Genomic DNA, 20106 nt, shown 5'->3' on the forward strand with positions numbered 1-20106 from the left:
TCCGGCACGCGGCCTGGCGCGCTGCGCTCCGGCGCGCGGCTCGCACTGGTCGAGACTCTGCGCGCCGCGGCCCCCTGGCAGCCGCTGCGCCGCAAGGGCCGCGTCGGCGGGCCGAAGCTGTTCGTGAAGCGCGAGGATATCCGGCTGCGCCGCTTCGAGGCGCCGCAGGAAACCGTCGCGATCTTCGTCGTCGATGCCTCCGGGTCCGCCGCGATGCATCGGCTCGCCGAAGCCAAGGGTGCGGTCGAATTGCTGCTGGCCGATTGCTACGTGCGGCGGGACCGCGTCGCACTGATCGGATTCCGCGGCCGCGTGGCGGAGGTGCTGCTGCCGCCGACCGCCTCGCTGGTGCGGGCGAAGCGTTCGCTCGCGGGGTTGCCGGGCGGGGGCGGCACGCCGCTCGCCGCCGGGCTGGATGCGGCGCGGGAGATGGCGATCGCCTGCCGCCGCGCCGGCCGCACGCCGCTGATCGTCCTCCTGACGGACGGGCGGGCCAATGTCGCGCGGGACGGCACGGGCGGAAGGCCGCAGGCGGAGAAGGACGCGCTGGAATCGGCGCAGCCGTTGCGGCTTGCCGGCGTGCCCGCGCTGCTGGTGGATACCGCGCCGCGCCCGCAGCCCTTCGCGAAGGATGTCGCCGCGGCGATGGGTGCGCGCTACCTGCCGCTGCCCATGGCCGATGCGCAGCGCCTGTCCGGCGCCGTGCGCGACGCGGCGGCCTGAGATGAGCGACCGCCCGCACTGGCCCTCTGATGGCCGGGACTGGCCGAACCGCGCGCATAGCCGCTTCGTGCGCGCCGGTGGGATCGAATGGCACGTGCAGGTGGCGGGGCAGGGGCCCGTGCTGCTGCTGCTGCACGGAACTGCGGCCGCGACGCATTCCTGGCGCGACCTGCTGCCGCTGCTGACGCCGCACGCCACGGTGGTCGCGCCGGACCTGCCGGGCCACGGCTTCACCGGCCTGCCCGCGGATATCGGGCTGACGCTGCCCGGCATGGCGCGGCTGGTCGATGCGCTGCTCACCACGCTCGGGCTAACGCCGGAGGTCGCGGTCGGCCATTCCGCCGGGGCCGCGGTCGCGCTGCGCATGGCGCTTGATGGGCGAATCGCGCCACGCGCCGTGGTCAGCCTCAATGGCGCGCTGACGCCGCTGGGGGAAGAACACGCCGCCTTTTTTACCCGTGCGGCGCGCATGCTGGTGGGTCTGCCCTTCGTGCCGCGCCTGTTTGCCTGGCGCGCGGCTGATCGCGCCGTCGCGGAACGCCTGCTGCGCGACACGGGGTCGCGCATCGATGCGCGCGGGGTCGATCTCTATGCGCGGCTGTTCCGTCGCGCGGGGCATCTTTCGGGTGCGCTGCGCATGATGGCGAACTGGGATCTGAAGCCGCTGCTGCGCGACCTGCCGCGCCTCGCACCCGACCTGCTGCTGGTGGTGGGCGCCAACGACCGCTCCATAGCGCCGGAGAAGGCACAGCGCGTCGCGGCGATCGCGCCGCATGCGCGGATCGAGCGCCTGCCCGGCCTCGGGCACCTGGCGCATGAGGAACGGCCCGACCTCGTCGCCGCCATCCTGCTTCGACTGCTCCAGCCGGAGATGGCCGAGACGTGACCGAAGCGCGCTTCCTGCCGGCATCGCATCCACTGCGACGCGAACTGAACGACGAGGTCCATGCCCGCCCGCCCGAGGCGCTGAGCCCGCCCTGCCGCATCTCCCATTTCGCGCTGATCCCGCCCGAGGGCGCGCCGCGGGAACAGACGCTCGCCGCCGTGCAGGACCTCGCCGCGCGGGTCGGCGCGGCCGGGCCTCCGGCCGGGGCGTCGCATCACAGCGCCGATTTCGGGCCGTTCCGGCTGAAATGGGAACGGCACACGGAATTCTCCCGCTTCATGATCATCGCGCCGGGCGCGACGGATGATCCCTTCGGCGCGCCCGCGCTCGGCCTGCTGCCGGAGGATTGGGTCTCCGCCCTGCCGGGCCAGGTAATCGCCGCGCAGCATGTCGCGCTGATGCCGGACCCGGGCGGGACATTGGACCCGGCGGCGCTGTCGATGCGCCATTTTGCCGGCAACCATCTGCTCGGCGCGGATGTCAGCGCCGGGCGCGCCGTCGCGATCACCGACTTCCGCATCCGGGAGGACGGGTTCAGCCGCATCCTGGTGCTCGACCGTGGCACGGGGGAACGCCAGGCCGGGAGGATCGTGCAGCGGCTGCTCGAGATCGACACCTACCGTGTCACTGCGCTGCTCGCCTTTCCGCTCGCGCGCGAACTCGCCCCTGTGCTCGGCGCGCAGGAAAGGGAACTCGCCGCCATCACCGATGCGCTGGTGGATTGTGGGGAGAATGACGAGCCCGTGCTGCTCGACCGCCTTACCCGCCTTGCCGCCGAGATCGAGAGCGGGGAGGCGCGCAGCCGCTATCGGTTCTCCGCCGCCTCCGCCTACTACGAGATCGTCCGGCAGCGGATCGCGGACCTGCGCGAGGAACGTATCGAGGGCCTGCAGACCTTCCACGAATTCATCGAGCGCCGCATGGCGCCGGCGATGAACACCTGCATCGCGATGGGGCAGCGGCAGGTCATGCTCTCCCAGCGCGTCGCGCGCGCGACGCAGCTGCTCTCGACGCGCGTCGGCGTGACGCGGGAGAGGCAGAACCAGTCGCTGCTCGCCTCGATGGACCGGCGCGCCAAGCTGCAGCTCCGCCTGCAGCAGACGGTGGAAGGCCTCTCCGTCGCGGCCATCACCTATTACCTGGTGGGTCTCATCGCCTATGCGGCGAAATCCGCGGCCGAAGGCGGGCTGCCGGTGCGCGCGGACATTGTCACGGGGCTCGCCGTGCCGCTCGTCGCGGCGGCTGTATGGCTCGGGACTCGGCGCGTGCGCCGGCGGATGGAACGGGAGGACACATGACCGGCTTCCGCATCGACGAGGCGGACCTCGCCCATTGCCGCGGCCTGCTCGCGGGCGGGTCGAAGTCCTTCCACGCCGCCTCGCTGCTGCTGCCGCGGCGGATCGCGGCGCCCGCCACGGCGCTCTACGCCTTCTGCCGCGTGGCCGATGACGAGATCGACCTGTCGAATGGCAAGCAGGAGGCGCTGGCGCGGCTGAATGTGCGCCTCGACGCGGCCTATGCCGGCACGCCGCAGGATGATCCCGTCGATCGCGCCTTCGCCGCCGTGGTCGCGCATTTCGGGATCCCGCGCACGCTGCCCGAGGCGCTGCTCGAGGGCCTCGCCTGGGATGCGGCGGGGCTGCGCTATGCCGACATGGCCGCGCTGGAGGCCTATGCGACGCGCGTCGCGGGCACGGTCGGCGCCATGATGACGCTGCTGATGGGGGTGCGCGACCCGCGCGCCATCGCGCGTGCCTGCGACCTCGGGCTCGGCATGCAGTTGACCAACATCGCGCGTGACGTGGGGGAGGATGCGCGGGAAGGGCGGCTGTATCTCCCGCTCGACTGGCTGGCGGAGGAAGGGATCGCGCCGGAGGATTTCCTCGCCGCGCCGGCCTTCACCCCGGCCATCGCACGGCTGGTGGCGCGGCTGCTTGCGGCGGCGGATGCGCATTACGCGCGGGCCGCGGCCGGGATCGCGTTGCTGCCGCGCGACTGCCGCGCGGGCATCGGCGCGGCGCGTGTCATCTATGCCGAGATCGGCCGCGAGCTTGAGCGCAACGGCCTCGATTCCATCTGCCGCCGTGCCGTGGTGCCGGGCTGGCGCAAGGCGGTGCTGCTGGCACGTGCCGCGGGCGCGCTGGTCGGCCGGGCGCAGGGTGCGGGGGAACCGCCTTGCGAGGCCGCGTCCTACCTGGTCGATGCGGTGGCCGATGCGCCCTATCCCCCGGGCCTCATTCCGCGCGGCTGGGGCAACCGGCTGGTCTGGGCGCTGGAAGTGATGGACCGGATCGACCGGGAGCGCGGCGCCGAGCGTCCAATGAATCGGACATATCAAACCGTCAGTGGTGATTGACACAGCGCAAAGCGTGCCGGTGCCGCAACGCGCAGCCTCCGCCATGCCGCGTCGGAAGCGGCGGGAGGCCCCGGCATGCGCATCGTCCTTATCCACCCCAACTACCATTCCGGCGGCGCCGAGATCGCCGGCAACTGGCCGCCCGCCTGGGTCGCCTACCTCTCCGGCTTCCTGAAGGCCGAGGGCTTCACCGACATCACCTTCATCGACGCGATGACGCACCACCTGACGCATGACCAGGTGAGGGAAAGGCTCGTCGCGCTGCAGCCCGACGTGATCGGGGCGACGGCCATCACGCCGGCGATCTACGAAGCGGAGTCGGTGCTGAAGCTGGCGAAGGAGACCTGCCCGGACGCGGTGACCGTGCTGGGCGGCATCCACGGCACCTTCATGTATCCCCAGGTGCTGGCCGAAGCCCCCTGGATCGACGTGGTGGTGCGTGGGGAAGGCGAGCAGGTGCTGACCGACCTTGTGCGCTGCATCGATGAAGGCCGCTGGCCCGCCGAGCGGGACAGGGTGAAGGGGATCGCCTTCGCCGATGGCAACGGCAAGGTGGTGGCCACACCGGCCTGCCCGCCGATCAAGGAGGTGGACCGAATCGTCGCCGACTGGGGCATCCTCGACTGGTCGAAATACATCTACATCCCGATGAACACGAAGGTCGCGATCCCGAACCTCGCGCGCGGCTGCCCCTTCACCTGTTCCTTCTGCTCCCAGTGGAAGTTCTGGCGCGACTACCGCGTGCGGGATCCGCGCAAGGTGGTGGACGAGATCGAGGACCTGGTGCGCAACCACGGCGTCGGCTTCTTCATCCTCGCGGATGAAGAGCCGACCATCCACAAGAAGAAGTTCGTGGAGTTCTGCGAGGCGCTGATCGAGCGCAACCTGCCCGTTCTGTGGGGCATCAACACGCGCGTGACCGACATCCTGCGCGACGAGGCGCTGCTGCCGCTCTACCGCAAGGCGGGGCTGATCCACATCTCGCTCGGCACGGAAGCGGCGGCGCAGCTGAAGCTCGACCGCTTCAACAAGGAGACGACGGTCGCGCAGAACAAGAAGGCCATACAGCTGCTGCGCCAGAACGGCATCGTCGCCGAGGCGCAGTTCATCGTCGGCCTCGAGAACGAGACGCCGGAGACGCTGGAAGAGACCTACCGGATGGCGCTCGATTGGAATCCGGACATGGCGAACTGGGCGATGTACACGCCCTGGCCGTTCAACGACCTGTTCAAGGAGCTGGGCGACAAGGTCGAGGTGTTCGACTTCTCGAAGTACAACTTCGTCACGCCGATCATGAAGCCGGACGCGATGGACCGGGCGACGCTGCTCGACCGCACCATGCACAACTACCGGCGCTTCTATCTGCGCAAGACCTTCCTCGGCTATCCGTGGATCCGCGACAAGGTGAAGCGGAAATACATGCTGGGCTGCCTTTGGGCCTTCGCAAAATCCGGCTTCCAGCGGACCTTCTACGACCTTGGCAAGGTCGGCTACTGGGGGCCGCAGTCGAAGAAGAACGTCGATTTCCACTTCGACGAGAGCCGCACGCTGACCACCGAGGCCGCGCGCGCGCCGCACAACGCGATGTGGAAGACCATGCACCGGCCGAAGGTGAAGCTGCCCGCGGCGAATGCGGGCGCCGATGCGCGCGCCTGCGGCGGCGGGACGGAGCAGCTGGAGGAGTCCCGCACGGCCGATGTGCGCGCCTGCGGCGGCGGGGCCGACCAGCTGAGCGAGGCGCAGATGGATGCCGTCATCGCCGCGCAGCGGGCGCCGCGCGAAAGGGCGCCGCTGCAGGGGGACTGAGCCCGTGTCCCAGGCTTCCGCGCGCATCGGCCCCAACGCGGTCACGCGCCTGGCGGAGGCGCTGGTGGCGGTGCGCGGGGCAGGGGGCGCGAGCGACGTGTTTCGCCGCGCGGGCCTCGCGCACCGCCTGACCTCCCCGCCCGAACGGATGGTGGAGGAGGCGGAGGTCGTGGCCCTGCACGCGGCGCTGCGCGCGATGCTGCCGGCACCGGAGGTGGAGGCGATCGCGCGCGACGCGGGGCGCCGCACGGCGGACTACCTGCTGGCGCATCGCATCCCGCGCCCGATGCGCCTGCTGCTGCCGCGCATCCCCGCCCGCGCGGCCGCCTGGATCCTGCTCAAGGCGATCGGGCGGCATGCCTGGACCTTCGCGGGCAGCGGGCGGTTCTTGGTGCTGCCCGGCCATCCCGTGCGCTTCAGCATCGCGGGCAGTCCGCTCGCGCGCGGTGCCGCGGCGACGCACGCGGCCTGTGGCTACTACGCCGCGACCTTCGAGGGGCTGTTCCGCGCGCTGGTCCATCCCGCCACGCGCGTCGAGGAGGTCGCCTGCGAGGCGATGGGCGCGCCGTCGTGCCTGTTCGAGGCGCGGTGGGCGGAAAGGGTTTGACAGGACTGTCCACTAAGATTGACAGTCAGGACTGATCGATCGAATTGACGATCCGCGCGGCGCACCGGGTGCCGCAGGGAGAGGCCCATGGACGCGGCAACACGTATCGAGGCCACACTGGCCGATTCCGTCCTGCTGGCCGAAGCGGCCGGCGCACCGCCGCGGCTCGCCGCCGCGATGCGGCACGCGGTCTTCCCGAAGGGGGCGCGCATCCGGCCGCGGCTGACGCTCGCCGTAGCCATGGCCTGCGGTGACGACCGGCCGCGGCTGTCCAGCGCGGCGGCGGCATCCATCGAACTGCTGCACTGCGCCTCGCTCGTGCATGACGACCTGCCCTGCTTCGACGACGCGGATACGCGGCGCGGCAAGCCTTCCGTGCACCGCGCCTTCGGGGAGCCGCTCGCGGTGCTCGCCGGCGACGCGCTGATCATCCTGGCGTTCCAGACGGTCGCTCGTGCCGCGCCCTGCGCGCCGGAACGGCTCGCCGCCGTGATCGGCGCCGTCGGCGACGGCGTCGGCGTGCCCTTCGGCATCGTCGCGGGCCAGGCCTGGGAATGCGAGACGGAGGTCAACCTTTCCGACTACCAGCGGCAGAAGACCGGCGCGCTGTTCGCCGCAGCCTCGGTGGCCGGCGCGGCGGCGGCGGGCGTCACCGATTGCGAGGCCTGGCGCCTGCTCGGCGACCGGCTGGGGGAGGCCTATCAGGTCGCCGACGACCTGCGCGACGCGGTTGAGGACGAGGCGACGATCGGCAAGCCGGTGGGCCGCGACAAGGCGCTTGGGAGGCCGAGCGCGGTCGCGGAGTTCGGCCTGAAGGGCGCGATCGCGCGGCTGGCGATGCTGGCCGACGGCGCGGTCGCCGCGATTCCAGAATGCCCGGGTCAGAATCTGCTGCGGGCCGCCATCCTGGCGGAGACGGCGCGGCTGCTGCCGGCCAAGCTGGCCGCGGCCTGATCGGCGCCGCATGTCCGGCGCCGACACCTTGGGCGCGGCCCCTCCGCCCTCGCTGCTCGACCGCTTCCGGGCCTTCCGGGAAGGGCTGGCGGCGCGGCCGGGCTTCCGCCGCTGGGCGGCGCGCTTCCCGCTGACGAGGCCCTTCGCGCGGCGGCGCGCCCGGGCGCTTTTCGATCTCTGTGCGGGCTTCGTCTACACGCAGGTGCTGCTGGCCTGCGTGCGGCTCGATGTCTTCGCCATCCTTGCGCAGCAGCCACTGCCGACGGAGCGCCTGGCGCAGCGACTCGGGCTTCCGGTTGAATCGGCTGAACGCCTGATGGCCGCGGCTGCCTCGCTTGGCCTGACGGCGCGGCGCTCCGACGGGGCCTGGGCGATCGGTCCGCTCGGCGCGGCGATGATCGGCAATGACGGCCTGGCCGCGATGGTCGAGCACCACGCCATGCTCTACGCCGACCTCGCCGATCCGGTGGCGCTGCTGCGCCGCCCGCGCGGGGGCAACGCGCTGTCCTCCTACTGGGCCTATTGCGGCGCCGAGTCGCCGGGCGAGGTCGGGGCTGACAGGATTCGCGACTACACGGCGCTGATGGCGGCGAGCCAGCCGATGGTGGCGGAGGAAGTGCTCGCCACCTACCGCTTCGACGCGCATCGCGCGGTGCTCGATGTGGGCGGCGGCAACGGCGCCTTCCTGCGCGCCGTGGCGGCCGAGGCGAAGGCGCCGCGGCTGATGCTGTTCGACCTGCCGGCGGTGGCCGAGGAAGCGCGGGCGCGCTTCGCCGCGGCGGGACTCGGCGCGCGCACCGACGTCTTCGGTGGTGACTTCACCAGGGATGCACTGCCGCAGGGGGCCGATCTCATTACCCTCGTGCGCGTCCTGCATGACCATGACGATGATGTGTCATCGGCGCTGCTCGCGCGCATCCGCGCCGCCTTGCCGCCAGGCGGGCGGATCCTGGTCGCCGAGCCGATGTCCGGCACCGCGGGCGCCGAGCCGATGGGCGAGGCCTATTTCGGCTTCTACCTGCTCGCCATGGGCCGCGGACGGCCGCGCCGGCCCGAGGAGATCGCCGCGATGCTGACGGCGGCCGGCTTCACCCGGCCGCGCCTGCTGCCGACGCCGACGCCGCTGCTGACGCGCGTGATCGTCGCGGAGATCACGTCGCCATGACACATTGGGTGTCCATTTGGCTTGACAGTTTTTTCTGTCACTCTACGCTGACGATTAATCATTCAAGCGGGGGTCCTTCATGGACACCATCGCCGTCCTACTGAAGGCGCCCGAGGATCTCGTCCTCAGTCGTCTGGCGCTGACGCCACCCGGTGACGAAGACATCGTCGTCGCGGTGGAGTGGAGCGGGATCAGCACCGGCACCGAAAGGCTGCTGTGGTCCGGCCGCATGCCGCACTTCCCCGGCATGGGGTATCCGCTCGTGCCGGGCTACGAGTCGGTTGGCCGCGTCATCGCCGCGGGGCCGCAAGCCTCCCGTCGATGTGGCGAGCGCGTGTTCGTCCCTGGTGCGCGCTGCTTCGGCGATGTGCGCGGCCTGTTCGGCGGCGCCGCCGCACGGCTCGTCGTGCCATCGCGCCGCGCCATTCCCTTCGACGGGCTGCCTGGACCGGAAGGCGTGCTGCTCGCGCTCGCCGCGACCGCTTGGCACGCCATCGCCGCGCCTGGCGCTTCGCCGCCCGACCTCATCGTCGGCCATGGCGTGCTCGGCCGCCTGCTGGCGCGCATCGCGGTGCTCAAGGGCGGCGCGCCGGTCGTCTGGGAACGCGATGCCAGGCGCCGAGACGGCGCCGAGGGATACGAGGTGATCGACCCCGACGGCGATGCGCGGCGCGACTACCGCAGCATCTGCGATGTCAGCGGCGACGCCGGAATCCTCGACACGCTGGTCCAGCGCCTCGCTCCCGGCGGCGAGATTGTCCTCGCCGGCTTCTACAGCGACCGGCTCTCCTTCTCCTTCCCGCCGGCCTTCATGCGCGAAGCGCGCTTCCGCGTGGCGGCCGAGTGGCAGGAGGCGGATCTCGTCGCGACACGCGACGCGATCGCGGCCGGGCGGCTCGGGCTGGACGGTCTCGTCACGCATCGTGAAGCGGCCGAGCGGGCGCCCGCGGCCTACGCCCAGGCCTTCACCGATCCATCGTGCCTGAAGATGGTCCTCGACTGGAGAGAATGCACATGAACGCTCCGACTGGATTCTCTCCTCCGCCCGGCAGCCAGGCCGCGCTGCTGCGCGCCGAGGCGTCCGTCCCGCTGGACCCGGTGCCGACGGGCGAGCCCAAGAAGCAGACGCAAGTCATCGCGATCTACGGCAAGGGCGGCATCGGCAAGTCCTTCACCCTCGCGAACCTCAGCTACATGATGGCGCAGCAGGGCAAGCGCGTACTGCTGATCGGCTGCGATCCGAAATCCGACACGACGTCGCTGCTGTTCGGCGGCAGGTCCTGCCCGACCATCATCGAGACTTCGTCCAAGAAGAAGCTGGCGGGCGAGCCGGTCGCGATCGGCGATGTCTGCTTCAAGCGCGACGGTGTCTTCGCGATGGAACTCGGCGGGCCGGAAGTCGGCCGCGGCTGCGGCGGGCGCGGCATCATCCACGGCTTCGAGTTGCTGGAGAAGCTGGGCTTCCACCAATGGGACTTCGACTACGTGCTGCTCGACTTCCTGGGCGACGTGGTCTGCGGCGGCTTCGGCCTGCCGATCGCGCGCGACATGTGTCAGAAGGTGATCGTCGTCGGCTCAAACGACCTGCAGTCGCTCTACGTCGCGAACAATGTGTGCTCGGCGGTCGAATACTTCCGCAAGCTCGGCGGCAATGTCGGCGTCGCCGGCATGGTCATCAATAAGGATGACGGCACCGGGGAGGCACAGGCCTTCGCCTCGGCCGCGGGCATCCCGATCCTCGCCGCCATCCCGGCGAATGAGGACATTCGGCGGAAAAGCGCGAACTACGAGATCGTCGGCCGTCCCGAGAGCGAGTGGGGCGCGCTGTTCGCGGCACTCGGCGTGCAGGTGGCCGAGGCGCCGCCGCTGCGGCCGAAGCCTCTGACGCAGGAGGAACTGCTCGGCCTGTTCAAAGGCGAGGCGGTCGGCCGCGGCCAGGTGCTCACGCCGGCGACGATGGAAGACATGTGCGCGGCCGAGGTCTTCGCGAAGCCGTCCCTCGAAGTGGTCTACGAGGGGAGCTGAGGCGATGGACACGCTGCCCCCGAAAGGTCCTGACGCGTCCGAGGCCGGCTGCCATGGCGGCCGGGAGACGATGCTCGAGGCCGCGCGGGCTGCGGGCAAGGGCGAGGCGATGGAACGCCTCGCCGCCGACTACCCCAAGGGCCCGCACGATCAGCCGCAGAGCATGTGCCCGGCCTTCGGGTCCCTGCGCGTCGGCCTGCGCATGAAGCGCGTCGCGACGATCCTCTCGGGCAGCGCCTGCTGCGTCTACGGGCTGACCTTCACGAGCCACTTCTACGGCGCGAAGCGGACCGTGGGCTACGTGCCCTTCAACTCCGAGACTCTGGTGACCGGCAAGCTGTTCGAGGACATCCGCGACGCGGTGCACGCGACGGCGAAGCCCGAGGATTACGACGCGGTGGTCGTCACCAATCTCTGTGTGCCCACTGCCTCCGGCGTGCCGCTCGACCTGCTGCCGAAGGAGATCAACGGCGTCCGCATCATCGGCATCGATGTCCCCGGCTTCGGCGTGCCGACGCATGCGGAAGCGAAGGACGTGCTGGCCGGCGCCATGCTCCGCTATGCCCGGGGCGAGGCCGAGGCGGGTCCCGTCGCGCGACCGCGCAGCGTCCGCGAGGGCGAGCCTACCGTCGCGCTGATCGGCGAGATGTTCCCCGCCGATCCGCCGGGCATCGGCGCGCTGCTGGCGCCGATGGGCCTATCGCTCGCGCCATCCACGCCCTGCCGGGAATGGCGGGACCTGTATGCGGCGCTCGACAGCGTCGTCGCGGCCGCCGTGCACCCCTTCTACACCGCGAGCATCCGGGAATTCCGGGCCGCTGGGCGCCCCGTCGTGGGCTCCGGCCCCGTCGGCGTCGAGGGCACCGCGGCTTGGCTCGATGCCATCGGCGCCGCGGCCGGCCTGCCGGCGGCCAAGGCCGATGCGGCGAAGCAGTGCTTCCTGCCGGCAATCGCCGGCGCGCTCGCGGGCAACCGCGTGAAGGCCCGCGTGACCGTCTCGGGCTACGAGGGTTCGGAACTGCTGGTCGCGCGTCTCCTGGTCGAGGCCGGCGCCGAGGTGCCCTATGTCGGCACCGCCTGCCCGCGCACCGAGTGGAGTGCGGCCGATCGCGAATGGCTCGAGGCGCGCGGGGTGCATGTGCAGTACCGCGCCTCGCTCGAGCAGGACCTGGCGGCGATGCGCGACGCCAATCCCGATCTTGCGCTCGGCACGACGCCGCTCGTGCAGAAAGCGAAGGAGCTCGGCATCCCGGCGCTCTACTTCACCAACATGGTGAGCGCGCGGCCGCTGTTCGGTCCCGCTGGCGCGGCCTCCCTCGCCGGGATCGTCGCGGCGCAGACCGGCCAGGCGGAGCGGATGAAGCGGATGGTCGGCTTCTTCCAGGGCGTGGGCACGCCGGATGGCGCGGGCTACGGGTTTCGCGACAAGCCGTCCGACCCGCCGGGCTTCCGCGAGCGCATGCGCAAGATCCGCGCGGCGAAGGCCAAGGCCGAAGAAGCGGTGGGGACCTGACCATGCTCGTCCTCGATCATGACCGGGCAGGGGGTTACTGGGGCGCCGTCTACGCGTTCTCGGCCGTGCGCGGGCTGCGCGTGGTCATCGACGGGCCGGTGGGCTGCGAGAACCTGCCGGTCACGGCGGTGCTGCACTACACGGACGCGTTGCCGCCGCATGAATTGCCGATCGTGGTGACCGGCCTCGACGAGGATGCGCTGTCCCAGAGCGGCACCGAGGGACTGATGAAGCGCGCCGCGGCGACGCAGGACCCGGACCTGCCCGCGGTGGTCGTCACCGGCTCGATCGCCGAGATGATCGGCGGCGGTGTGACGCCGCAGGGGTCGAACCTGCAGCGCTTCATCCCGCGCACCATCGATGAGGACCAGTGGCAGGCGGCCGACCGCGCCATCAACTGGCTCTGGACCGAGTTCGGCACCAAGCGCGGCAAGGTGAAGCCGCGCGTGCGCAAGGACGGCGAGAAGCCTCGGGTCAACATCATCGGGCCGATCTACGGCACCTTCAACATGCCCTCCGACCTCGCCGAGATCCGGCGGCTCGTCGAAGGCATGGGCTGCGAGATCAACCTGGTCTTCCCGCTCGGCAGCCATGTCGAGGACATCGGCAAGCTGCCGGATGCGGATGTGAACATCTGTATGTACCGGGAATTCGGCCGCCGGCTCTGCGAGGAGCTGGAGCGGCCCTACCTGATGGCGCCCTTCGGGATCTTCGCCACCACGAACTTCCTGCGCAAGCTCGGCGAGCTCACGGGCATCGACCCCGAGCCCTTCATCGAGCGCGAGAAACACACCACGATCAAGCCGATCTGGGATCTGTGGCGCTCCGTCACGCAGGATTTCTTCGCGACTGCGCCCTTTGCCGTCTCCGCGACCGAGACCTATGCGCGCGGCCTCGAGCGCTTCCTCGGCGACGAGATGGGCGTGCCCTGCGCCTTCTCCTTCTCCCGCAAGCCGGGTGCGAAGCCCGACAACCAGGCGGTGCGGGAGGCGTTCCGCAAGACCCCGCCGCTCGTGCTCTTCGGATCGTTCAACGAGCGCATGTACGCGCAGGAAGCCGGTTGTCGTGCAGCCTACATCCCGGCCTCCTTCCCCGGTGCGATCATCCGTCGTGCCACGGGCACGCCCTTCATGGGCTACGCCGGCGCGACCTACATCGTGCAGGAATACTGCAACGCGCTGTTCGACGCGCTGTTCCACATCCTTCCGCTCGCCACCGAGATGGACAAGGTGGAGCCGACGCCGGCCCGCCCTGCCGAACGCTGGGATGCGGACGCCGCCGCGCTGCTGGACCGCGTGGTCGAGAGCGAACCCTTCCTGCTCAGGATCTCCGCCGCGAAGCGGCTGCGCGAGCGCGTCGAACGCGACGCGCGCGAGGCCGGCGAGCCGCGCGTCAGCGCCGCCCGCGTCGCGGAGAGCCTGGAACTGGAGGCCGCGACATGACGCGGCTCCCCATATCGCGCGCATCCTGCGGGATGCGCGCCAACAGTCGGCCACGGCGGCATCTTGCCGTTGGGACGATCCCTGCCGCGCGGGATATGCGCGGTAACCGCCGAAAGGCGACGGTGGAGGTCTCACAATGGCCGAAGCACGTACGCGTCTGACGGAGGAGCAAGCCCGCGAGGTCCACTCCCTGGTTGTCCAGGGTTGGGTCTTCTCGGTCTTCGCCTCCATGGGCGCACATATCCTTGTCTGGCTTTGGAGGCCGATGGTCTACACGGGCCAGATGGTCCCGCCCGACTGGCGCTTCTTTTGAAGCCGAACCGGAAAGGATCATAGCTCATGCATAAGATCTGGATGGTCATCGACGCACGCCGCGTGGGTTTCCTCGGCGCGGCAGGCGTGGTGGCGGTGGCGGCGGTGATTCACTTCGCCGTCCTCAGCTCCCCGCGTTACTGCGACCACCTCGGCTGGTGCGCGACCACGCCGACCTTTGTTCCCGGCCAGCGCGTCGGGGGCTGAGGCCAGCGTACCGCGCCGCGCTGCGGCGGACTGGGCGAGGCCCCTGAAAGGGCCTCGCCCGCACACCCGAAGGCCGAGACCGGACGGCGGGGACTTTCCTGCCCGAGGGAGGAGTAACAGCGATGGCCATGCTCAGTTTCGAGCGGAAGTACCGCGTCCGCGGCGGCACCCTGATCGGGGGCGACCTGTTCGACTTCTGGATCGGGCCGTTCTGGGTCGGGTTCTTCGGCGTGACGACGGCGTTCTTCAGCTTCGTCGGTACCGCGTTGATCCTGATCGGCGCGGCCAAGCAGGGGACCTGGAACCCCTGGCTCATCAACATCGCGCCGCCTGACCTCTCCTACGGGCTGAGGCTGGCGCCGATGTACGAGGGCGGGTTGTGGCAGATGATCACCATCTGCGCGATCGGCGCCTTCGTCTCCTGGGCACTGCGCCAGGCGGAGATCAGTCGCAAGCTGGGCATGGGATACCACATCCCCATCGCCTACGGCGTCGCGGTGTTCGCCTACATCACGCTTGTGGTGATCCGGCCCGTGCTGATGGGCGCCTGGGGGCACGGCTTCCCGTACGGGATCTGGAGCCACCTCGATTGGGTGTCGAACGTCGGGTACCAGTACCTGCACTTCCACTACAATCCCGCACACATGATCGCGGTGTCGTTCTTCTTCACCACGGTCCTCGCGCTGTCGCTGCACGGCGCGCTGGTGCTCTCCGCGCTCAACCCGCCGCCCGGCGAGCCGGTGAAGACGGCCGAGCACGAGAACACCTTCTTCCGCGACTTCATCGGCTACTCGATCGGCACCCTGGGCATCCATCGCCTGGGACTGTTCCTCGCGCTGTCGGCCGGGTTCTGGAGCGCGGTCTGCATTGTCATCAGCGGTCCCTTCTGGACGCGCGGCTGGCCGGAATGGTGGGGCTGGTGGCTCAACCTGCCGATCTGGCGGAACTGACGGGAGGGGGAGACACACGCCATGCCTGAATATCAGAACATCTTCACCCGGGTGCAGGTCCGCGGACCGGTACCTTATCCGGGGGTCCCGCTCGGCCCCGACAACGACGCGCGGGACGGCACGCCGACCTTCGTGCACCTGTTCGGCAAGTTGGGCGACGCGCAGGTGGGGCCGATCTACCTCGGCTATACCGGCCTGCTCTCGATCCTCTTTGGCTTCATCGCCTTCGAGATCATCGGGCTCAACATGCTGGCCTCGGTGAACTGGGATCCGGTGCAGTTCATCCGCCAGCTCTTCTGGCTGGCGCTCGAGCCGCCGCCGCCGCAGTACGGGCTGCGCTTCCCGCCGATGCGCGAAGGCGGCTGGTGGCTGGTCGCCGGCTTCTTCCTGACGCTCTCCATGCTGCTGTGGTGGGTTCGCACCTACCGCCGCGCGCGGGAACTGGGCATGGGCACGCACGTGGCCTGGGCCTTCGCGGCGGCGATCTGGCTCTACCTGGTGCTCGGCTTCATCCGCCCGATCGCCATGGGCTCCTGGAGCGAGGCGGTGCCCTTCGGCATCTTCCCGCACCTCGACTGGACCGCGGCCTTCTCGATCCGGTACGGGAACCTCTTCTACAACCCGTTCCACGCGCTCTCGATCGTCTTCCTCTACGGGTCGACGCTCCTGTTCGCGATGCACGGCGCGACCATCCTCGCCCTCGGGCGGTATGGCGGCGAGCGTGAGATCGAATTGACGCTCGACCGTGGCACGGCGGCGGAACGCGGTGGTTTGTTCTGGCGCTGGTGCATGGGCTTCAACGCCAGCTTCGAGAGCATCCACCGCTGGGCCTGGTGGTTCGCGGTGCTCTGCCCGATCACGGGCGGGATCGGCATCCTGCTGACCGGCACCGTCGTCGACAACTGGTACCTCTGGGCGGTCGACCGGCACTTTGCACCCGCCTACCAGATGCCCTGGCCGCCGACGCCGGATCCGGCCGCCATGCAGGGAGCGGCCCGATGAACAACACCAACATCAAGATCGCCATCGCGGTCACGGGGCTGGTGCTGGCCGCGATCCTCGTGCCGACCTTCGAGCGGCCGCCGGTCCAGACCAGCCAGAACGGCTTCCGCGGGACAGGCATGGAGCACGTGGTCAACCCACGGCTCCGCGCCACGACGGTCGCGGCGAACCAGGCGCCGGCGGCGCTTGATGCCGCCGACAATGACGGCGACCGCGCGAGCACGCTCTACCAGAACGTGCAGCTGCTGGGCGATCTCTCGAACGCTCAGTTCCTCCGCATCATGCAGGCGATGACGGAGTGGGTGGTGCCGCAGGAAGTGCGCGATGCCGGCAATGGCTGCGCCTACTGCCACAACATCGAGAACATGGCCTCGGACGAGGTCTACACGAAGGTGGTCTCGCGCCGGATGCTGCAGATGGTGCGCACCATCAACAACCACCCGCATGTCGGCCAGAATGGCGTGACCTGCTACACCTGCCACCGCGGCCGGGCCGTTCCCGCCGAGGTGTGGTCCACCCTGCCCATGTCCCGCGCCGGCCTTCAGGCGCCGACCGGGCAGAACCAGCCTTCCCGAGCGTCCGCGGGGTCTTCGCTGCCGCTCGATCCCTTCACGCCCTACCTGCTGCAGGACCGGCCGATCCGCGTGATCAGCGGCACGTCGCTGCCGGGCTACAACGAGAGCAGCATCCAGAATACGGAGTGGACCTACGGGCTGATGATGCACATGTCCGCCGGCCTCGGCGTGAACTGCACCTTCTGCCACAACAGCCGCTCCTTCGCGGACTGGGCGCAGAGCCCGCCGCAGCGCACCACCGCATGGCACGGCATCCGCATGGTGCGGGACGTGAACATGACCTACATCGAGCCGCTCACGCCGCTGTGGCAGGCAAACCCGAACGGGCCGCCTGAGTCTCCGCGGCAGGTCCGGCTCGGTGCCATGGGCGATGCGCTCAAGGTGAACTGCGCGACATGCCATCGGGGCGTGAACCGTCCACTCAACGGTGCCCCGATGCTCCAGGACTATCCCGAACTGCGCACAATTCGCGATGGACCCGCCCGTTCGGCGGCCCTCGCTCCGCAGTAATGACGGCGGCGGCGCCACTCCCCGGTCGCCGCCGGGGATAGATGGGGGAGCGGCTGGTCCGCTCCCCCCTTTTTCTTTCTGGGAACCCGACATGCCCCGCGACGGCAGCGACACACCCCGCGACACCAGGCCCCATGCGATCGTCATCGGATCGGGCTTCGGCGGCCTCGCCGCGGCGATCCGCCTGTCCGCCCGCGGCTGGCGTGTGACGGTGCTGGAAAAGCTCGATGCGCCTGGCGGCCGTGCCTACGTCTATCGCCAGGACGGCTTCACCTTCGATGCCGGCCCTACCATCATCACCGCGCCCTACCTGATCGAGGAATTGTGGTCGATGGCCGGGCATCGCCTTGCCGACGACGTCACGATCCGCGAGCTCGATCCCTTCTACTTCATCCGCTTCGACGACGGCACGGTGATGCGCTGCGGCGCGGATATCGACGAGACGCGGGCCGAGGTCCGCCGCATCGCGCCCGAGGATGTCGCCGGCTTCGACCGCTTCATCCTCGACAGCGAGGCGATCTACCGCGTCGCCTTCGAGCAGCTCGTCGACCAGCCCTTCCATCGCTTTTCCACGCTGCTGAAGGCCGCGCCAGACATGATCCGGCTGCAGGGCTACCGCAGCGTCTATTCGAAGGTGTCGGGCTACTTCTCCAATCCGAAGCTGCGGACGGCGTTTTCGTTCCACCCGCTGCTGATCGGCGGCAACCCGCTGACCACCACGGCCTATTACTGCCTGATCGCGCATCTGGAACGGAAGCACCGCGTCCACTACGCGATGGGCGGCATGGGCGCGCTCGTGCAGGGCATGGCGCGGCTGATCGCCCGCCTCGGCGGCACGCTGCGCTACGAGGCCGAGGTCGCCCGGATCGAGGTCGAGCAGGGCCGCGCGGCGGGCGTCACCCTCGCGAGCGGCGAGCGGATCGACGCCGACATCGTCGTCTCCAACGCCGACGTCGCCTGGACCTATTCGCGGCTGCTCGGCCACCATCCGCGCAAGCGTTGGACGGACCGGAAGATCGCGCGGGCGCGCTACTCCATGTCGCTCTTCGTCTGGTATTTCGGGACGCGGCGGCGCTACGAGGATGTGTATCACCACACCATGGTGCTCGGCCCGCGCTACGGCGAATTGCTGACCGACATCTTCTCCCGCAAGCGCCTCGCCGATGATTTCTCGCTGTATCTCCACCGCCCCTCGGCCTCGGACCCGTCGGTGGCGCCGGAGGGGTGCGATGCCTTCTACGTGCTCGCACCCGTGCCGCATCTGGGCAGCGGGACAGACTGGGCGGAGAGGGCCGAGCCCTATCGCACCGCCATCCAGAAGCGTCTGGAGGAGACGGTCTTGCCGGGGCTCGGGGACGCCATCGTTACCTCCCGCGTCATGACGCCGCAGGATTTCCGCGATCGGCTGCTGTCGGTGAACGGTGCCGCCTTCGCGCTCGAGCCGCAGCTGTTCCAAAGCGCCTGGTTCCGCCCGCACAATGTCAGCGAGGAGGTCGCGAACCTGTTCCTGGTCGGCGCGGGGACGCATCCCGGCGCGGGCGTGCCGGGCGTCATCTCCTCGGCCAGGATCCTGGACAAGGTGGTGCCGACCGGCGCCGAGTGGCGCGCTACCGCCCGGGCTTGAAAGCGATCACGCTGCGCCGGCGCCCGGCGCGGTCCTCCAGCAGTCGTGCGGCGGCCAGGCGCCCGGACATGGTCGCCATCGGTACGCCCGGGCCCGGATGCACGCCGCCGCCGGCGAGATACAGGCCCGGCAGCGGCGACCGCGCGCCGGGTCGGGAAAAGCTCCCGTTGAAGCCGTGCCCGAGGCGCCCGTACAGCGCACCGCCCGTTGCCGGGAAAAGGCCATGGAAGCCGGCGGGCGTGGTCACCACCTCCGCGCCGTCCTCGCGCCGGATCGTCAGGCCGCAATCGCGCAGCAGGCCGAAGGTGCGCTCCGCGATGGGCCCCGGGTCGAGCGTCGCCTTGTCGCCATCCGGTGGCGCGTTGACCAGCAGCAGCATCCGCTCCCGAGTCCCCGGTTCGGGCCGGCCGCCTGCGCCGCGATCCTGCGCGCAGAGATAGACGGTCGCCGCCTCGGCCACGCCACGTCGGCGGAACACGGCCTCGAACTCGGCCGCATAGTCCTCTGCGAAGAAGACGTTGTGGTGTTCGAGGTCGAAGCCCTCGGTGGGCGCGTTCACGCACCAGGTGACGGCGGACAGGGTGCGTTCCAGCCGCGGCACGGGCTCGGCTGCGATGCGTGCGCCGTCGCCGAGCAGCCCGGCGGCGAGCGCATCCGGCGCACCGTTGAAGACGACCGCATCCGCTTCCAGCCTTTCGCCATCGGCCAGCTCGACCCCGGCGGCGCGGCCGCGGGCGATCAGGATGCGGCGCACCTCGGCATCGAAGCGGAAGGTTGCGCCCTGGGTTTCGGCGAGCTCGCGGATGGCGTCGGCCACGCGCCGCATCCCCCCCTTCACGAGCCAGACGCCATCCTGTTCCACATGCGCGATCAGCATCAGCGTCGCAGGCGCGAGGAAGGGCGAACAGCCGACATAGGTCGCGTAGCGCGCGAACAACTGCCGCAGGCGGGTGTCGGAGAAATGCTCCCCGAGGGAGGACCAGAGCGTCGCGAAGGGAGACGTCCGGACCAGCCGGTCGAGGTTCCCGAAACCGACGCGCCTCACCAGGTCGAGTTGCGAAGGCCGCTCCGCCGCGATGAAGGTGCCGACCAGCGTACGGTACATGTCGGCGCTGCGCTTGCAGAAGGCGCGGTAGCCCGCGGCGTCCCTGGCGCCCGCGAAGTCGCCGATCGCCTCGGTCGATCGCTCGATGTCGGCAAATAGGTCGAGCTGCCCGCCGCGGCGCCAGGCGTGGCGCGCCAGGATCTCCGCCTTGTGCAGGTCGAGGTGATCCTCCATCCGCCGTCCCGCGTCGGCGAACAGCCCCTCGAAGATCCATTTCATGGTGAAGACGGTCGGGCCGCCATCGATGCCGGCGCCGTCCACCTCCACGCGCCGCATCTTGCCGCCGGGTGCGGCGGCGCGGTCGAGCACTGTCACGCGCGCGCCGCGCCGGGCGAGGTCGGCGG

General features: G+C 70.1%; 18 protein-coding genes. 17 read left to right on the top strand and 1 reads right to left on the bottom strand.

The features are described 5' to 3' along the window. The 17 genes from HW577_RS07440 to HW577_RS07520 form a co-directional block, all read left to right on the top strand. Nucleotides 1-723 (top strand): VWA domain-containing protein (locus HW577_RS07440; RefSeq protein ID WP_232474754.1); only part of this gene is annotated, 723 nt, incomplete at its 5' end. A gap of 1 nt (nucleotide 724) precedes the next feature. Further along, nucleotides 725-1609: an alpha/beta fold hydrolase BchO gene (gene bchO, locus HW577_RS07445; protein ID WP_198375505.1), complete on the top strand. Its 885-nt coding sequence runs from the start codon at nucleotides 725-727 to the stop codon at nucleotides 1607-1609. Further along, a complete protein-coding gene (locus HW577_RS07450; RefSeq protein WP_198375506.1) occupies nucleotides 1606-2907 on the top strand; it encodes a DUF3422 family protein in 1302 nt (433 codons plus the stop codon). Before bchO ends, HW577_RS07450 begins: the two co-directional genes overlap by 4 nt. Further along, on the top strand, nucleotides 2904-3965 hold the full coding sequence (locus tag HW577_RS07455; protein ID WP_198375507.1) for a phytoene/squalene synthase family protein: 1062 nt from the start codon (nucleotides 2904-2906) through the stop codon (nucleotides 3963-3965). The genes HW577_RS07450 and HW577_RS07455 overlap by 4 nt, the downstream gene beginning before the upstream one ends. A 75-nt stretch (nucleotides 3966-4040) precedes the next feature. Continuing rightward, nucleotides 4041-5771, top strand: a complete 1731-nt coding sequence (gene bchE, locus HW577_RS07460; RefSeq protein ID WP_198375508.1) for a magnesium-protoporphyrin IX monomethyl ester anaerobic oxidative cyclase — start codon at nucleotides 4041-4043, stop codon at nucleotides 5769-5771. Between the two features lie 4 nt (nucleotides 5772-5775). Further along, nucleotides 5776-6378, top strand: a complete 603-nt coding sequence (gene bchJ, locus HW577_RS07465) for a bacteriochlorophyll 4-vinyl reductase (protein ID WP_332837527.1) — start codon at nucleotides 5776-5778, stop codon at nucleotides 6376-6378. A gap of 87 nt (nucleotides 6379-6465) precedes the next feature. After that, complete coding sequence (locus HW577_RS07470) at nucleotides 6466-7332, top strand: polyprenyl synthetase family protein (RefSeq protein ID WP_198375510.1); 867 nt, start codon at nucleotides 6466-6468, stop codon at nucleotides 7330-7332. Between the two features lie 10 nt (nucleotides 7333-7342). Then, entirely contained in the window at nucleotides 7343-8497 is a 1155-nt protein-coding gene (locus HW577_RS07475; RefSeq protein WP_198375511.1) for a methyltransferase, read from the top strand. A 79-nt stretch (nucleotides 8498-8576) separates the two neighbouring features. After that, on the top strand, nucleotides 8577-9515 hold the full coding sequence (gene bchC / locus HW577_RS07480) for a chlorophyll synthesis pathway protein BchC (protein ID WP_198375512.1): 939 nt from the start codon (nucleotides 8577-8579) through the stop codon (nucleotides 9513-9515). Continuing rightward, nucleotides 9512-10522, top strand: a complete 1011-nt coding sequence (locus HW577_RS07485; protein ID WP_198375513.1) for a chlorophyllide a reductase iron protein subunit X — start codon at nucleotides 9512-9514, stop codon at nucleotides 10520-10522. The genes bchC and HW577_RS07485 overlap by 4 nt, the downstream gene beginning before the upstream one ends. Nucleotides 10523-10526: 4 nt before the next feature. Next, a complete protein-coding gene (gene bchY / locus HW577_RS07490) occupies nucleotides 10527-12035 on the top strand; it encodes a chlorophyllide a reductase subunit Y (protein ID WP_198375514.1) in 1509 nt (502 codons plus the stop codon). Nucleotides 12036-12037: 2 nt separating this feature from the next. Further along, on the top strand, nucleotides 12038-13477 hold the full coding sequence (bchZ, locus tag HW577_RS07495; RefSeq protein WP_198375515.1) for a chlorophyllide a reductase subunit Z: 1440 nt from the start codon (nucleotides 12038-12040) through the stop codon (nucleotides 13475-13477). A gap of 339 nt (nucleotides 13478-13816) precedes the next feature. Next, nucleotides 13817-13996, top strand: a complete 180-nt coding sequence (pufA, locus tag HW577_RS07500; RefSeq protein ID WP_198375516.1) for a light-harvesting protein — start codon at nucleotides 13817-13819, stop codon at nucleotides 13994-13996. A 122-nt stretch (nucleotides 13997-14118) separates the two neighbouring features. Next, the gene (pufL, locus tag HW577_RS07505) at nucleotides 14119-14946 is read left to right on the top strand and encodes a photosynthetic reaction center subunit L (protein WP_198375517.1); all 828 of its coding nucleotides are present in this window, start codon (nucleotides 14119-14121) and stop codon (nucleotides 14944-14946) included. A gap of 21 nt (nucleotides 14947-14967) precedes the next feature. Further along, complete coding sequence (gene pufM, locus HW577_RS07510; protein ID WP_198375518.1) at nucleotides 14968-15948, top strand: photosynthetic reaction center subunit M; 981 nt, start codon at nucleotides 14968-14970, stop codon at nucleotides 15946-15948. Next, a complete protein-coding gene (pufC, locus tag HW577_RS07515; RefSeq protein WP_198375519.1) occupies nucleotides 15945-17033 on the top strand; it encodes a photosynthetic reaction center cytochrome PufC in 1089 nt (362 codons plus the stop codon). Before pufM ends, pufC begins: the two co-directional genes overlap by 4 nt. A gap of 91 nt (nucleotides 17034-17124) precedes the next feature. Beyond that, nucleotides 17125-18657 carry a phytoene desaturase gene (locus HW577_RS07520; RefSeq protein ID WP_198375520.1) on the top strand — a complete coding sequence of 511 codons (1533 nt, stop codon included), beginning with the start codon at nucleotides 17125-17127 and terminating at the stop codon, nucleotides 18655-18657. On the opposite strand, the gene crtD is transcribed toward HW577_RS07520, so the two are convergent. After that, a partial coding sequence (crtD, locus tag HW577_RS07525) for a 1-hydroxycarotenoid 3,4-desaturase CrtD (protein ID WP_198375521.1) occupies nucleotides 18641-20106 on the bottom strand: 1466 nt, incomplete at its 5' end. The genes HW577_RS07520 and crtD overlap by 17 nt on opposite strands.

The organism is Neoroseomonas rubea (assembly GCF_016106015.1).
GTDB classification, from domain to species: domain Bacteria; phylum Pseudomonadota; class Alphaproteobacteria; order Acetobacterales; family Acetobacteraceae; genus Neoroseomonas; species Neoroseomonas rubea.